We start from the raw sequence: 13,790 nt of genomic DNA, 5'->3' as shown, positions 1-13,790 counted from the left end.
TGTCCAGAGAAGGTGTCGCCGCTGTGCCCAGCCTCGCAGCCGGACCCTGCAGCCTGGGCCCTGTACGGCGAAACTTGCGGTCCGCCGTACTGGCTGCGTGTGTGAGCCGCCCGGGGTTGTTGTGCACCTGGGGCCTTGATACAGGACGTGCACACCGTCAGCTTGGACTCAGCCCGCTCAGCAGGTTTGAAGGCACTTCATAATGAGGGGTGCCGGGTGCGCGCGATGGCTCGGAAGGTGGTTGCCCGGCATTGTCTGCAGGCAGCGTCCGAGCAAGTCGATGAGCTCCGGAGTCACCCGTCCGCCCGAATCCGCGCTGCAGCCTCTCGCACAAGCCGCGCCTCCGTGGCGTCGCGCATCCGTTGGCGGAGGACAAAAGCTCGGATCTCGTGTCGTGTGCCACCTGATGCCTGACGATTCCGTGCCAGTTGATGGTTGACACCTCGCCTAAAAACTGACGAACCGTCCGCGGCCGGTTCTTCGGTCAAGCGTGGGTCTGCAGATGGACTAGAGAACTCTGAACAAGCCGGTGTCGCTTTCGGGGTCGAAAGCTCGGACATTGAGTCGGTCGAGGAGTTGCGCGGCGAACTGGTCGGCGGCGGCCTGGTCGGCGGCGCGGACGTGCAGGACGAACGAGTCGAGCTGCGGCTCGTCGGAGATGTTGACCTCGATGGCTGCGCCAGGGATCCCGACCTGTCCCCAAGTGGGGTCGCTGAAGTCTGCAGACGGGACGATTTCCCGAACGGCGGCCACGACCTCAGCGAGTCCGAACGGCAGCGGGGACGGCCGCCACGAGTCGGGGATTTCCTCGACGCTGCGGATGTTTGGCGGGATGTCCTCGATGAAGATGTCGCGGCTCACAGCGACGATGATGCCAATTCAGCAGGATCCGGGCGGAGGCTATTCGCCCGTCGCGCCGTCGATGCGTTCACGGATGAAATCCGCGTGGCCATTGTGGCGCGCGTACTCCTCGATCATGTGCAGGTAGATCCACCGCAGCGTGTAGTCCTCGCCCGGGATGGCTTCGTCGAGACCGCGCCCCGCGACGGCCTTCCGCGACCGGGCGACACTCGCTTGATAGCTCGCCAGGTCGTCGGCGGCACGCGCGATATCGACCTCGTCGCAGCCTTCCCTCGAACCCGGCACGTAGTCCCAGAAGTACATGTGGTCTGGTTGACCGTCGTACGCATGGAACCAAGCCTCGACTCCAGACAGGTGCCGAACCAGGCCGAGCAGCGAGAGCGTCGACGGCGGCACCGACCGCAGCGCCAGTTGTTCCGGCGTCAGCCCACCACATTTCAGCAGCAATGTCGTGCGCTGGAACTCGAGGCGGTCTTCGAGCGCGGCCCGCTCGTCGATCGGGTTCTTCGGCGGCTCGGGTCGCTCGGGCGCGGTCCACGTCGACATTCCAGCAACCTTACGTGCGCGTCGACCCCCTTCGCCATCAGTTACCGGTGGAGTGGGGCCGCGTCCTCGAAGAGTCGATGTGCTGCCGTGGACGGCGGCAGCTTCCCCGCCTCGGACTCGACCGACGAGGAAGCGGCCGAGTTGCGACGTGCTAGCAGATCCGTTGCCAAACCCCGCTGGGGAGGGCTCCGGACCGAGGTTTGCCCTGCTCCCCCGCCAGGTCTCGATCCTGGTCTTCGAGATTCAAAGTTGCTGATCACCCGCCCATCCGGGTCCATGCCGCCTGCCTGCGAGCCCTCGCTGAGCGTGGAACCCGGCTCCCTCGTCCCTGCCTTTCTGCCGCAATCCACACCGCCTGTTAGCAGGTCCGTTAGCAAACAGCGCTCAGTGGTCAGGCTTTGTTGATGGCTGTTCAGGGTTGTCCGCGGGTCATGGGCCACGCTTGCGCTGTCCGCAGAACCCGACAATGAGGTGTCGCCAGGTCCGGAGGCGGCTCCCAAGGTAACGACGGTTGGTCCGCATGGCGAGAGCAGGTGCTCACGTCGGTGCTGACGCTTACGTGCCACTGAGCGTCTGCGGATAACTCGCGACGCGCGGCCACCTGGCGTGCCACTCTGTTCACCAGGTCCGGTGAGACCAGCGACCCAGGCCCTGGCCCGAGCCACAACGCGCAACGAGTAGATGCAGCGATCCCCTGCATGAACTTGAAGTTCTAGAGAGAGTAGGAGTGATGGGCGATCCACTTCAGACGCCGGGGCTGACTGTCCAGCGGCGCCCGGCAAAGAGGATGGCTGCGCGGCTGGAAGGGATTCTTGGGGTGGATGTGGCTGCCAATTGCCTGGTCGTCCACAACGGTGGACGTCGCATCGATGTGGCCTGGCCACCCGGATTCTCAGCAGCCGTGCGCGACGGATCGATCGTACTGATCGACACCTCCGGACAGACGGTTGCCAAAATGGGCGACAGGGTCGTATTGGGCGGCGGCTACGTTCCACCATCGGCTGCGCACGCAACCTCCTGCACAGGCAGCGAGAGGGTATTCGCAGCTTCTTCGCTACGTCTGCTCTCGGTGTGATACGCCGGTTAGTTGCCCGCAACGGCACGGCGGAGGACCCCGAACGCCCGTGCTGTCCTCCGAGCGCACATCCGAGGAGGCGCGTCGGCAGGTCACTGGACCGCCTACCGCCCTGAGAGGATTCTGGAGCGAACTGGGCGCAACAGCGGTGTTGAAGTAGGCCCAACTCGCAACAATCAGGAAGGCGAAAACGCCTTGTAGGTAAGGGAATGAGCGTCGTCCCGCGGAGACCTCAATGCGACTCCCGCTCATGGCATGATGAGGTTGGAGGCTCGCACCAATGCCGTCCGGTCTCAGATGGTCCGAGGCGCGCATTTAGTCATGACAGCACCCAACCTGGTGTCTAGGTCCTCACCGTGCGGCCTGGGGATATCGGGGAACCAGTTCGAGGTGGCCCGATTCCCATCGGAGCGCCTCCTCTTCAGCCGAGGCGGAACTGTCCTCACCCATAATCTTGTGGAAGTCGTGCCCGTTGACCGTCCGGCGAGAGCGCGCCGATCTGCGCGTACTCGCGGCCCCCGCGGTGGCTCTCTCCGGGACTCGTCGGGCCGGGGTGAATCCTGTCACTGACAAGGCCTCGTCCCCGAGGGAGTCCACACGCAGCGAGCGCGGAACTTCGAGTCACGGGCGGCGGGAGTGGGGCGGGCTGGTGCCCGCCCCACTCAGCGCTTCGGTGTCAGGAGGTTGCCGCCAAGGCGTTCACCATGCCGGCGCCGAAGAAGGTGTTGCTCGACGGCCCGCCGGTGCACTGGCGGACGTCATCGGCCGGCCAGACGGCCGGGCATGCCGTCGGCGTCGCAGTGCGCCGAATCTGCGCTGCCACGGCACCCGGGCTCCAGTTGGGGTGGAGCTGACGGATCAGCGCTGCCACCCCAGCCACGTGAGGCGATGCCATCGACGTCCCACTGATCCAGACCCAGCGGGCGCCGTTGGCGTCCTCGACCCCGCGCCCGGCGGCGGCCAAGGCCTCCCATTGGCCGGTGCCATCAGTGCGAGACCAGGCCGCAAGGACCCGGCCGAACGTCGTACCAGGAGTCTGCGCCGCGTCGCCACCCGGCGCCGTCACGTCCACGGTCGGACCTCCGGTGTTGGAGTAGCTGGCCAGCGTGCTCACGCCAGAGGCCGACACCGCGACCACACCGGGGAGTTCAGCAGGCGCCACTCGGCAGTTGTTGCGTACCTCGCGGGTCACGGCTGTGTCCGGCGGCCAGTCCGGGCTGATGGTGTCGGTGGTCGGGTGCCCCAGGTCCTGCGCCTCGTTGCCGGCCGCGGCCACGACTACGACGCCGCGCTGCTGTGCGTACCGAGAGGCCTTCGCCAGGTCTGCGAGGATCGCCCGCTGCTCGGCGTCGTTGCCGCAGAAGTAGAGCCACGGGTCGGCGAACAGGCTGAGGTTGACGACGTCGAGGCGCTGGTCACCGGCGTACCGAAGCGCGGCGGCCACCGAGTCGGCGAAGCAGAAGCCCGCGATGGTGCAGGCCTTGATGGCGACGATCTTGGCACGGGGTGCGACGCCTGCGATGCCGACGCCGTTGACCCGGCCGGCGATCGTGCTGGACACGTGCGTGCCGTGGCCTTGCAGGTCCTGTACTGCGGCCTTGTTGCTGCAGTTACCGTTGGCGACCTCCCGCGGGTCGGCCGTCGGCGTCGTCGAGAAGATGAACGAGCACGACCGAGCGACGTCGATGCTGCCGACAAGGTCGGGGTGGGTGAAGTCGACCCCGCCGTCGATCACTCCCACGTCGACGCCGGCACCAGTGGCGTTGGCGTACGACGCCGCACCGACTCCGATCGCACGCATGTCCCACTGACAGGCAGACAACGGCTCTGGTCCGGCTGGGACGCCGAAGAAGGCCTGACACCTGGCAGAGGCCGTCGCCGGGGTCAGTGCGCCGGGCGTGACCGCAGACGCCGGCGTCAGCAACCCCAGCGTCAGCGCTAGCACGGCTCCCACGAGCAGCACGAACTTCCTCATCTGATTCCCCTTCCCCAGGGAGGCGCGGACGACTCAGAACGGAACCGGCGCACCCCCCAATCAATGCCTCATAATCGATCCGCACAGGCAGCCGCGCAACGCCTCAGCCAAGGTCGTCCTCCGGAACTACACGGCGATCTAGCGCCCTCGGCTCCCCTGCCCGGAGCCGGGGAGGAAGGTTGCTGAGCTGCCACGCATCGTGATCGCCGTCGCAGGACCCGCAGACGCACCCCAGCTGATCGCGGCACGAGCGGCGCGTGGAGGGTTCAGGTCATCGCCTAGTTGAGGACCTCTCCAGCGGTGCCATTAGTTCTGTCGAGAATCGCCGCCACTCCCCCTACCACCCGCCGACGGCCTCGCCGCGGAACCGGGTGTCGGTTCGGCTGGCCGGCATGTGCCTGAGCTGGATCGCGGCGGGATGCCCGGGTGAGGAAAACGTGGGGCGGATTCGGCGTACCGAAGAACTGGCAGTGGTCCTCCATACCGGTACGCGATGCTCGCCCCGAGGTGGACCGCAGGACCCTGGGCCTGGCCACTGGCTGTCCGCTCGGTGCACGCGACACCTCCCGAGGCACTATCCGACAAGACCACAATCCCCCTCCACCTGCTGCCCCGACCGAACGGTGCTGATCGTCGGAACCGACGGAGGCGGCGGCTATTGGTCGTCGGGCTCGGTCGGTTTGCCTTCTTTTACGGGGTGTTCCACCAGGGCAACGACTCGACTCGCCATGAATCGTGCTGTGCGGACTACGGCGCCACTTCGGGTCAGCTCGGTGACCTCGACCAGGCCGCGTCGTACCGCAGTCTCTACTCGACGTCCGGCCCTGGTCGCCACCACCTCGTAAGTGCGGGTGGCATCTCCGACATCGACGACGATCTCGACCCGATCACCCTTCATCGGCGGCCTCCCTGCCGTCTGCCCGCCGCCCGCGTGCAGCGAGCCCCTCCGAGGATATTCGCTCGATTGGTCCGGCGTCGCAGTACTGCTGGTGACCAACGTCGATGAGATCGACATCCTCCAAGGCGCCGTCCGATCACGCGTACAGCCGCGGGATGCGTTCTGTCAGGTAACGGTGATTGCCGACGACGCTGATCCGGAGTGCGCGCGAGCCTGGTGCTGCTCGCCGAGCGATGGTGCGATGTGACTAGTGAAGTTGCTGGAGCGCGGTGCGGACTTCGGCGTCGGATGCGTCGGTGGGTAGGAGGGTCGACGGTATGCCTTTGCTGTCGAGGAATCCGATCACTCCGGACTGGCTCGGATCGATGCCCGCGGCGTCGCTGAGCCAGACGGCGGGCTCGGTGGCCGGGTAGCCGACCGGGACCGGCAGTTGGCCGGCCTTGCGTTGGATCTCGGCTGTCGGCGCGGGATGCTCCTTGTCGCCGACGGTGTCCCAGGTCAGGCCGATCACGGTTGGCGACGTGCCGCCGGAGGTGAACTTGGCGAGGCGACGGACTGCCGGGGCAATGTCGGTGACGTCGCCGGCGGCCACCACGATCGGTCTCCCGGTGTAGTCGGCCCAGCGTAGTTGTCCGCCGCCGAGACGCGGCACGGTGAAGGCCGGCATACCTTCGGAGGCCGGGTTGAGTGCCGGATCGTCGTACAGTCCCGGTCCGTGCTCGCCCGGGCGACGGCCGCAGGCGGCATCGATGAGCGTGAGTTTCGACGCCGGCGGAGGCGGCAACGTCCCGGCCGCGGCCGACTCACCGACCCGGCGCAGTTCTTTCGCGGCCTGTGCGGCCAGCTCGACATCGCCGGGCGTCGTGCCGACGCGGATCGCGAGCGGGCCAGTGAAGACGACGACCGAGTCACCAGCGAGGGAGACGGTTGGTACGGCGTGAATCGGGGCCAGCCGCGAGCACCCGGCAACGTTCTGGTCGAGTGGGATTTCCTCGGCGCCGACCTCGATCCGTGAACTGCAAGTGCCTTCGCTGCAATAGGATCCGTAGCCCACGCTCAATGACTGGCCGGGGTCGAGGGAGGTATCGCCCTGCGCCTCGGTGCCCCCGGTGAAGATGATCGCGTCCTCCAGCGGCAATCCGTGGAATTCGGCGCCGAGGTAGTAGATCGGTGTCGCCGTGGTGGCCGCGATCTGGCGGAGCCGGGCCTCGGTCTTTGCCAGCCCCGGTCCGGACGGACCGCTTCCTGGTGCTGCGTTGTCGCCGCCAGGTGGCATCTTCGTCGAGAACGTGTCGGTAGCGATCACAGGGGCGAACGTCACCCCGGTCAGTTTGTCCGGGCCGCCGTCCGCCAGGACCAGGCCGGTCTGCTCATCCAGAGCGATCTCTCGCGCGTCCATCGGCTCCGCCGGCGAGTCCTCAGCCGGCACCACCTTGTCGCAGTGATAGCGCACCGCTGACCTGGCGAACAGTGTCGTCGTTCCCAGCCGCTTCGCTGCCGGACACATGTCGGCGAACTCCTTCGTGCCGGGCCGGTAGAAGAACGTCGCTCCAGGGAACTCGTCCTTGCTCGGGTGCTCCTGCCGCTGGTACTTCGGATCGCTCTGCGGGTCGTAGGACAGCAACACCTTGCCGTCCCACACGACGTACGCGCCGGCGTCTGGTCCAGTGAGTAACGTCTGCCGGAACCGCCTGTTTCCGTCCACGATCAACTCGTACGACCCGGCGTCGTCGGCAGCCGTTCCGCGCATCTTGACCAGATCAGGCGACACCGGCGCCGAAGGCGACCCACCCCCGGGCCGTTGCCCGCCACAACCACCCGCTGCCGCGACGACGAGCACGACCGCGACGACGAACATCTTTGCTTGCTTGGCCCGCACAGTCACGCCGACTGCGCTCCTCCCCTGTCGACGATGCTCCAGGGACCGGCGGCGGCGACCGGCCATCATCCCGTGGTGCACCCCAGACCTGCCCCCTCGGCGCACGCAGCGGCTTCAGCTCAGTCTGCACGCGGAGACGCCGGCGCGAGCTGAGTAGTAGTGCTCAATTCGCCCGGGGATCGTCCCAGATTCGGCCTGGTACTCCAGCCGTACTTCGTTATCTGGCGGTGTGAAGGTCCGGGGCAGGGCGCGGCCACCATTGATGATCCGGAGTTGTTTGGACGTCCAGGTGATCGGCGATCACGATCTGACTGCCCTCGTATTGAGTGACGACCTGAGATGCATCGCCCGTCGGTCATACGCAGTGGGGAAGTCGTCCGCCGTTGCCTCGCTGGCCAATGCGTCCCACACTCCGATGAGTACCGTGCGATTGCCGGGAGCTGCCGGGTGTGGAAGATGTATCGGTGGGCCCACTGTGTCGGTCACGTCGTACACGACGCCTACGCGGAAGCCATTGACCTGCTGGTCGACCTTGCCGCCCAGAGTGTAGTTCTGACCGGCCGCACCGAATGCCGGGAACAATGCTGCCACTTCCAGCCGCGTGGCCCAGTCCGTAGCGGTCGTCATCTCGCGTACCTCTGCCTCGAGTACCCCGTGCAGATCCTCGGCGCTCAGCCGTTCATTGCCCACAGCAACCTCCACGAGACTTGGCTGGTACAGGCTCAAGGGTCGAGCCGCCCATCTCGTGGAGACATCCACATCGCCTACCGCCACCCGAGCTTGACGGTCCACCCTGCCCAGGGCGTCACAACCCTGACCGCCGTACTCATCCCCTGCGCGACTCCCAGTTCCGCCGGGCCGTGACCCCGTTTCACCAGGTTTGGTCCGCGGCCCGGACGGGAATCTCGTTCACCGCGACGCGTCGTGGACTGGCAACGACGAAGGTCACCAGGCGGGCGATGTCCTCGGGAAGCGTGCGCTCGACGCTCTGCACCTGCGACTCGATTCCATCCCGCAGCTCAGCATTGCCGATCTTGTGTCGACTTGAATACGACCTCAAGTTGACTGAGGTCAGCCACCGCCTTACAGCTCCGAGGACCTCCGAGGGATCAAGCGCCGGATCAGTGAGGAGACGCCAGCCGTGTACTTCGATCAGGACCGTCGGCCCGCCCGATGTGCGTGACAGACGTCGTTCAGGCGTTGGTTGCGGTCGGCCAGCCGGCTTGCTTGGCGGCCCAGGCGAGGGCGTAGTCGGCGACCTCCTCCCACCCCTTGTGCGCGGGTAGCAGGTGGGGCATGCCTTCGTATTCCTTGATCTCGGTGATGGTCTTCGGGGACTTGTAGTGCTTGGCGTTGGAGCGCTGCACGCTCGGCGGCATCAGGTGGTCCTCGCTGCCGGACACGAACAGCAGCGGGGGCCGGTTGTCGTTGTGGTAGTCGACGTGGACGTCCTGCGGGCCGGGCTCGAAGTTCGCCAGCACGCTGTTCCAGAAGATCCGCCCCGAGGCCGGCACGTGGTACCGCTGGTAGAGCTCGAGGGACTCTTCCTCGGTGAAGGTGTTGGCGAACGTGTACTTCCACTGCTCGGGCGTCAGGCCGACGGCCTTGTGCCGGTTCGCCGGGTTCTTCAGCACCGGGAACGTCGCCTTGAGCTGCGACAGCGGGATGACGCGCACACCCTCGGTCGGGGCGGAGTTGATCGCCACGCCCGCAACACCGAATCCGTGGTCCAGCAGGACCTGGGTGAACGCACCGCCCGCGGAGTGGCCGATGATGACCGGCGGCTCGTCGAGGGCGCCGACCACCGACTCCAGGTGCGAGATGATCGCCGGGGCCGTCAACGCCTCGATCGGCGTCGGGTCGGCGTTGAGTGCCTCCACCTCGACCTCGAACCCCGGGTAGGCCGGCGCGACGACGTGGTAACCGGCCCGTTGGTAGCGGTCGATCCAGTGTTCCCAGCTGCGCGGGGTCACCCAGAAGCCGTGGACGAGAACGATGGTCTTCATGAGCGGGCCGTCCTTCCGGCGAGGATCTGGTTACACCTCTCTTGACCGAACAGCCCCGCGAGATGTGACAGGAGTGCGACCTTCAACCATCTGTGGATCCGGGCTTAGCCTGTGGTCGACCGCCAGGAGGAAGTCATGGCAGACGACCACAACGATCCGACCGGCTTCGAGACCGACATCAAACCCTTGTTCCGCGAAAAGGACCGCCAATCGATGCTGAGGCATTTCGACCTCTGGTCGTACGACGACGTCAGTCGGCTGGCCGAACCCATCCTCGCGCGTCTCCGAGAAGGCACCATGCCCTGCGACGGGGCGTGGTCCCAAGCGCAGGTCGACCTCTTTCAACGGTGGGCCGAAAACGGGAAGCCACAATGACCGCTGAACCGGTTCGGTACCAGTCACTACCCATCGCCGCGCTCCCGGAGGCGCGGTACGGCGACCCTCAGCTTCATCGATAGCTGGGGAGATCGGCGCCGCCGCGGCACGTGGCCGACGAAGGGGCCGATGCGTCGGTTGCTGCGCCGTCGCGCTCGAGTACGTCGCAGTCGGGGCACGTCACCGGTGATGTCCGACCAGGTCCTCTGACTGGTGCGAGCGGGTCCTGACGCGAGGAGAGTTTGAGTCATGCCCTGCACGACCCGATCCGGAGGTGTCCATGACTGCCACACCGCACTTTCCGTCGAGGGGGTCACCCCGCAGCACTGGCGCGTTACGCTCGACCACAGGCCGATCAAGGTCAATCGCGTCGTACCCGACGACGAGGCCGACCGCATCGCGCGACGCATCGCGTCGTTCGACAAGCGAGCGACCGCGGAGACCAAGGCCTTCGTCGATACAACCCCTGCCGCCGACGAACTGCCACCGGCGCTCGCGGCGTTCTTCGTCTCCGCCGCTCGCCCTGCGACCCAGGCCCGGATGGCGCCCCTGGCCTCCCCCGGTCTCGGGCGCGACAGCGAGCCCGAGCGCCGACTCCGCGAGCTCATCGCGGTCGCGACCCGATGCCCCCACAACATCACCCCGACTGACGTCCAAGGAGTAGACCCGTGAACACCACACCCATTACCGTCCCGTCTCCGCCCGAGGGGCAGGACCTCGCAACCGTTGCGATGAGGTTCGAGGTCACGCCGATCCCGGTGACCGACTTCGATCGCGCGAAGGCGTTCTACCAACGCCTCGGATGGCGACTCGACATCGACGTCCAGTTTAGCGAGAAGGTTCGCGCTGTGCAGTTCACCCCGCCCGGCTCGCCGGCCTCGATCCAGTTCGGTCCGCCCGGCCCGGCTCCGCTGCAGCGTCTGCTGCTTGTTGTCGAGGACATCGAGGCAGCCCGAGCCGAACTGGTCGACCGCGGCATCGATGTGGGCGAGATCTGGAACGCCGTACCAGGACAACCACCCAAGCCCGGTCGCGATCCGGAAGGCCGGTCCTACTTCAGCCAGGCTGTCTTCTCGGACCCCGACGGCAACCAGTGGGTGCTGCAAGAAGTCACCGAGCGCATCCCCGGAAGGGTCTGACATGAACGTCGAGGAACTCGCGCAGCTTCTCCACGAAACCGCCCTGCGCCACGGATCCTTCGAGGCAGTCGCACCCCCACACGACTGGTGGGACTGGTACGCGGCATACATGGTCAACCGCCAAGACGGCGGCAATCCCGATGAGGCCGCAACCGCGGCCAACCGTTACATGGCCGAGGTCAAGCACGTCGTAGTACCCCACGCTTGACCGCGACTCGCTGAGCCGGAGACCCACCGCCACAGGTCTCCGGTTCAGCTACGTGGCGCCAGGAGGGCGCTGACCTCGGCTTTGAAGATGAGTTCGGCGTCGAGGCCCATGGATGCGAAGTCGGACTGCGAGTCGTAACCAGGAACCGGGGCGGCGTATAGCAGTCCTGGCCACCGCACTCAGCTCGGCGTCAGCTTCTTGCAGCGCGCGTACAGGCCGCACGCCCTGACTCGGGCGCACAACCTCGGCGAACCGAGGCAGGTCGAACGAACTCATCAGCAGCGTCACCGTCGACATCAGACTTCGCAGCTCGTGAAGCTGCGGCACCAGTGCCTTGGCCGCTGCGTGGTCGGCCGGGCGCTGACGCAGGATCTCGACAGCGTGCCGCAACGGCACGCTCGCCTCCTGCAACGAGCCTTCCACGCTCCCTGACATCGCCGCCTCCCTCTCCGTCAGGTTCACTCACGGCATGGAGGCTGCTACAGCACCAGATCGTGAGCCGGACACGCAAGCAGTTGGCCTTCGGCGCGAACCGTGACTATGGCAGTTACCGCAACCGAGCCTTGGCGGCCCAGGTCGGCCGGACCATGAGCATCGTCGGCCGGAACCGGACAGTCATCTGGTGCGACACCCAAGTCGCCCGAACCGCCCAGCCGACTGCCGTCTAGTTCGCCGAGCAGCGCGACAGCGCCTGGATTTCGTCGGCACGGCGGCAAACATTTGCCTGTGCTGGGCTGATCCCTTCACAGGTTTACGGCTGGGGAGGAGGATCTGAGGCAGGGGTGGAGAGTCTTAGGTGGTGTGGCGCTGCGTTGATCGGTGGCTGGAGTGCGGCTGTCGTGCCGGATCCTGGGGTGCGTGAGGTGGTGCGGGGTCTGATCGGCGTGTGATGTCCGGGGGCGAAATGTCTGTGGAAGCCCATGTGGTGAAGGAGGTCTGGCTCGATCGTGCGCTCAAGAGCGCGGGGATCGATCGAGAGACGTGGCGGCCCGCTCGTGGCTTCGCTGCGAACCGGCGGACGGTCGAGGCTGTCTATGACTACTACGGCAAGCTGTTCCTCGAGCACTCGCACCTCGAGTGGGCTGGGATGGCGAGCCTGATCGGCCCGTCGTTCTACGCCGGATTTCAGGATCTCGGCTTTCTGCCGGACACCGCCCGCAAGATGGCCATGGCTGTGTTCGGGCGGCCGATGAGACGCCTCACTGTGCACAGCGTGGCCGATCTGGGTTTCTATGCGACGACATTCCTACGGATGCAGAGAAAGATCTTCGAGGACCAGGCGACGATGCACGAGGCGTACGTCGCCGGCGGTCTGCACAAGATCGAGGAGCTCTACCAGCTGCGCATCATCGATGTGGCCACCCTCGAGGCCTGGCAGGACATCGACCGCGGTCAGGCGACGAACGACGCGACGCTGATCGATCGCGGTAACCGCACCCTCTTGTTCCGCGAGCAGTTCGACATCATCGACCGTTTCTACCTCCAGATGCTGCGCCACGATCGGCCGGAGGGCGTGCTGTTCACGTATCTGCTGACACTCGTCGGTGCAGCATCGATACCCGGTGTCCACTCCTTCCCCGAGCGGTTCCCGTTCGCGCTGGTCGCGCGCCTGCCGCGAGGCGTGATAGTCGTGCGGACACCGCTGGCCAACGGGAACATCGCCGTGTTCGCGAACCGCTGGCGGCTGATCGAGGACGACACACTGCCGACGTACCTCGCATTCGTCCGGGACCACGCGGACGAAGCACGCAAGCTGGCCGGCACCCCGGTGTCCGAGCGCGCGGTCGGACACCGTCTCCTCGAACGCGCCGGCCGCCTCATCGCCGGTGCTTTCAGACGGTGGGACGTGGACGTCAGCGCCGGACGAGCCGGAGACGTCTCCGCGATCCCACCGACGAAACCGCTGTCGGAAGCCTCGACCGAGGACCGGACGATCGACCTTACGAGCCCACCTACCCGCGGCTCCGCCGGGTTCGACGCGGACGCGGACAGCCAGGTCTGGATGAATCCCAACCGCCGGCCATTTGACCTCACCGTCCTGCTGCCCGGCGGGCGGGTGTACCGCACGCAGGCGGCGGAGGCGGTGATGCTGAGTTCGACACCGATGAGCGACCCCGACCGGCTGATGGTGCAGCAACCGGCGGCCGGACTCGACCCCGATGCCACCCAGCGGCTCATCGCGGAGTACGCAGCCGAGTGGGGCTTCCCCACCGCCGCTGCCACGGACTGGCGTGCTGGAGTGGACCGCCGCGTTGCGAGCGACCGCAGCTACAGCACCCATGTGTTCACGCCCGACGATGTCGGCTTCGTCCACCTCGAATTCCAGGTCTCCCACCACGTGACCGAGGGCACGTTCGTGATCTCGACCTTGTTTTCCTGGCCCGGCACAGACCGCGCCACCAATTAGGCGACACACGCAGGTCCAAGACCCACGCCGACCAGGTCGCTTCTGTTCAGGTCGCCCACTTGGTCGCGGCCAAGACCGTCTCGTGTTCTTCAGCCGTCGTCCACGCGTCGCGCGGCGCCCTCCATCTTCCGGACACAGTTCTCGCACAGCGAGTAGACCCGCACCTTTGACTCTCGCCGCCGCTCCGCCGAAGACAGCGAGGCCGGCCATCCGACTCGCGCTTGCGCTGGGCGAGTTGAGCCGCCGTGAAGGTCTCCACACAGACGGTGGCCGGGTGCGCCGGCTGCCGCGACCGCACGGTCTTGGTCTGCGGCGAGCGGCGAGACATCACGACGTACCCAACGGCAACGTCTTCGAGGTCGAGCGGTTCCTCGGACGTCTCGTGCATCTCAAAGTGTGCAGCGGATGCAGCGTAAGCGGG

Annotated in this window: 15 protein-coding genes; 7 read left to right on the top strand and 8 right to left on the bottom strand. The window is 66.4% G+C overall.

Going from position 1 to position 13,790, the window contains the following annotated elements; all coding sequences use genetic code 11:
* Positions 1 to 507: 507 nt before the first annotated feature.
* Positions 508 to 861: a hypothetical protein gene (locus tag OG876_RS32580; protein WP_328520515.1), complete on the bottom strand. Its 354-nt coding sequence runs from the start codon at positions 859 to 861 to the stop codon at positions 508 to 510.
* A gap of 39 nt (positions 862 to 900) precedes the next feature.
* Positions 901 to 1,407, bottom strand: a complete 507-nt coding sequence (locus tag OG876_RS32575; protein WP_328520514.1) for a DinB family protein — start codon at positions 1,405 to 1,407, stop codon at positions 901 to 903.
* Between the two features lie 730 nt (positions 1,408 to 2,137).
* Between OG876_RS32575 and OG876_RS32570 the strand changes: the two genes are divergently transcribed.
* Complete coding sequence (locus OG876_RS32570; protein WP_328520513.1) at positions 2,138 to 2,482, top strand: hypothetical protein; 345 nt, start codon at positions 2,138 to 2,140, stop codon at positions 2,480 to 2,482.
* A gap of 676 nt (positions 2,483 to 3,158) precedes the next feature.
* Here the strand turns inward: OG876_RS32570 and OG876_RS32565 are convergent.
* The 6 genes from OG876_RS32565 to OG876_RS32540 all read right to left on the bottom strand — a co-directional run bounded on the left by OG876_RS32565 (position 3,159) and on the right by OG876_RS32540 (position 9,240).
* Positions 3,159 to 4,457, bottom strand: a complete 1,299-nt coding sequence (locus OG876_RS32565) for a S8 family peptidase (protein ID WP_328520512.1) — start codon at positions 4,455 to 4,457, stop codon at positions 3,159 to 3,161.
* Positions 4,458 to 5,112: 655 nt separating this feature from the next.
* Positions 5,113 to 5,355, bottom strand: a complete 243-nt coding sequence (locus OG876_RS32560; RefSeq protein WP_328520511.1) for a hypothetical protein — start codon at positions 5,353 to 5,355, stop codon at positions 5,113 to 5,115.
* Between the two features lie 247 nt (positions 5,356 to 5,602).
* Entirely contained in the window at positions 5,603 to 7,240 is a 1,638-nt protein-coding gene (locus OG876_RS32555) for a hypothetical protein (protein ID WP_328520510.1), read from the bottom strand.
* Positions 7,241 to 7,534: 294 nt separating this feature from the next.
* The gene (locus tag OG876_RS32550) at positions 7,535 to 7,936 is read right to left on the bottom strand and encodes a hypothetical protein (protein WP_328520509.1); all 402 of its coding nucleotides are present in this window, start codon (positions 7,934 to 7,936) and stop codon (positions 7,535 to 7,537) included.
* Between the two features lie 169 nt (positions 7,937 to 8,105).
* Positions 8,106 to 8,228 carry a hypothetical protein gene (locus tag OG876_RS32545; protein ID WP_328520508.1) on the bottom strand — a complete coding sequence of 41 codons (123 nt, stop codon included), beginning with the start codon at positions 8,226 to 8,228 and terminating at the stop codon, positions 8,106 to 8,108.
* A 199-nt stretch (positions 8,229 to 8,427) separates the two neighbouring features.
* Positions 8,428 to 9,240, bottom strand: a complete 813-nt coding sequence (locus OG876_RS32540; protein ID WP_328520507.1) for an alpha/beta hydrolase — start codon at positions 9,238 to 9,240, stop codon at positions 8,428 to 8,430.
* A gap of 135 nt (positions 9,241 to 9,375) precedes the next feature.
* Between OG876_RS32540 and OG876_RS32535 the strand changes: the two genes are divergently transcribed.
* From OG876_RS32535 to OG876_RS32510, 6 genes are all read left to right on the top strand, one after another.
* On the top strand, positions 9,376 to 9,615 hold the full coding sequence (locus tag OG876_RS32535) for a hypothetical protein (RefSeq protein WP_328520506.1): 240 nt from the start codon (positions 9,376 to 9,378) through the stop codon (positions 9,613 to 9,615).
* A 249-nt stretch (positions 9,616 to 9,864) separates the two neighbouring features.
* Positions 9,865 to 10,287 (top strand): hypothetical protein, encoded by a 423-nt coding sequence (locus OG876_RS32530; protein WP_328520505.1) that lies wholly within the window; start codon positions 9,865 to 9,867, stop codon positions 10,285 to 10,287.
* Entirely contained in the window at positions 10,284 to 10,754 is a 471-nt protein-coding gene (locus OG876_RS32525) for a VOC family protein (RefSeq protein WP_328520504.1), read from the top strand. The genes OG876_RS32530 and OG876_RS32525 overlap by 4 nt, the downstream gene beginning before the upstream one ends.
* A 1-nt stretch (position 10,755) precedes the next feature.
* A complete protein-coding gene (locus tag OG876_RS32520) occupies positions 10,756 to 10,962 on the top strand; it encodes a hypothetical protein (protein ID WP_328520503.1) in 207 nt (68 codons plus the stop codon).
* A 494-nt stretch (positions 10,963 to 11,456) separates the two neighbouring features.
* The gene (locus OG876_RS32515; protein ID WP_328520502.1) at positions 11,457 to 11,630 is read left to right on the top strand and encodes a hypothetical protein; all 174 of its coding nucleotides are present in this window, start codon (positions 11,457 to 11,459) and stop codon (positions 11,628 to 11,630) included.
* Between the two features lie 236 nt (positions 11,631 to 11,866).
* The gene (locus OG876_RS32510) at positions 11,867 to 13,369 is read left to right on the top strand and encodes a hypothetical protein (protein ID WP_328520501.1); all 1,503 of its coding nucleotides are present in this window, start codon (positions 11,867 to 11,869) and stop codon (positions 13,367 to 13,369) included.
* The last annotated feature ends 421 nt before the right edge of the window (positions 13,370 to 13,790 follow it).

It is taken from the genome of Kribbella sp. NBC_00359 (assembly GCF_036097425.1).
Taxonomy (GTDB): domain Bacteria; phylum Actinomycetota; class Actinomycetes; order Propionibacteriales; family Kribbellaceae; genus Kribbella.
This window is presented reverse-complemented; position numbering and strand designations above follow the sequence as displayed.

Excerpts from the sequence above, each read along its gene's own strand:
- OG876_RS32575 (WP_328520514.1), bottom strand. The coding sequence starts at position 1,407 with ATGTCGACGTGGACCGCGCCCGAGCGACCCGAGCCGCCGAAGAACCCG.
- OG876_RS32570 (WP_328520513.1), top strand. The coding sequence starts at position 2,138 with ATGGGCGATCCACTTCAGACGCCGGGGCTGACTGTCCAGCGGCGCCCG.
- OG876_RS32565 (WP_328520512.1), bottom strand. The coding sequence starts at position 4,457 with ATGAGGAAGTTCGTGCTGCTCGTGGGAGCCGTGCTAGCGCTGACGCTG.
- OG876_RS32560 (WP_328520511.1), bottom strand. The coding sequence starts at position 5,355 with ATGAAGGGTGATCGGGTCGAGATCGTCGTCGATGTCGGAGATGCCACC.
- OG876_RS32540 (WP_328520507.1), bottom strand. The coding sequence starts at position 9,240 with ATGAAGACCATCGTTCTCGTCCACGGCTTCTGGGTGACCCCGCGCAGC.
- OG876_RS32535 (WP_328520506.1), top strand. The coding sequence starts at position 9,376 with ATGGCAGACGACCACAACGATCCGACCGGCTTCGAGACCGACATCAAA.
- OG876_RS32530 (WP_328520505.1), top strand. The coding sequence starts at position 9,865 with ATGCCCTGCACGACCCGATCCGGAGGTGTCCATGACTGCCACACCGCA.
- OG876_RS32520 (WP_328520503.1), top strand. The coding sequence starts at position 10,756 with ATGAACGTCGAGGAACTCGCGCAGCTTCTCCACGAAACCGCCCTGCGC.
- OG876_RS32510 (WP_328520501.1), top strand. The coding sequence starts at position 11,867 with ATGTCTGTGGAAGCCCATGTGGTGAAGGAGGTCTGGCTCGATCGTGCG.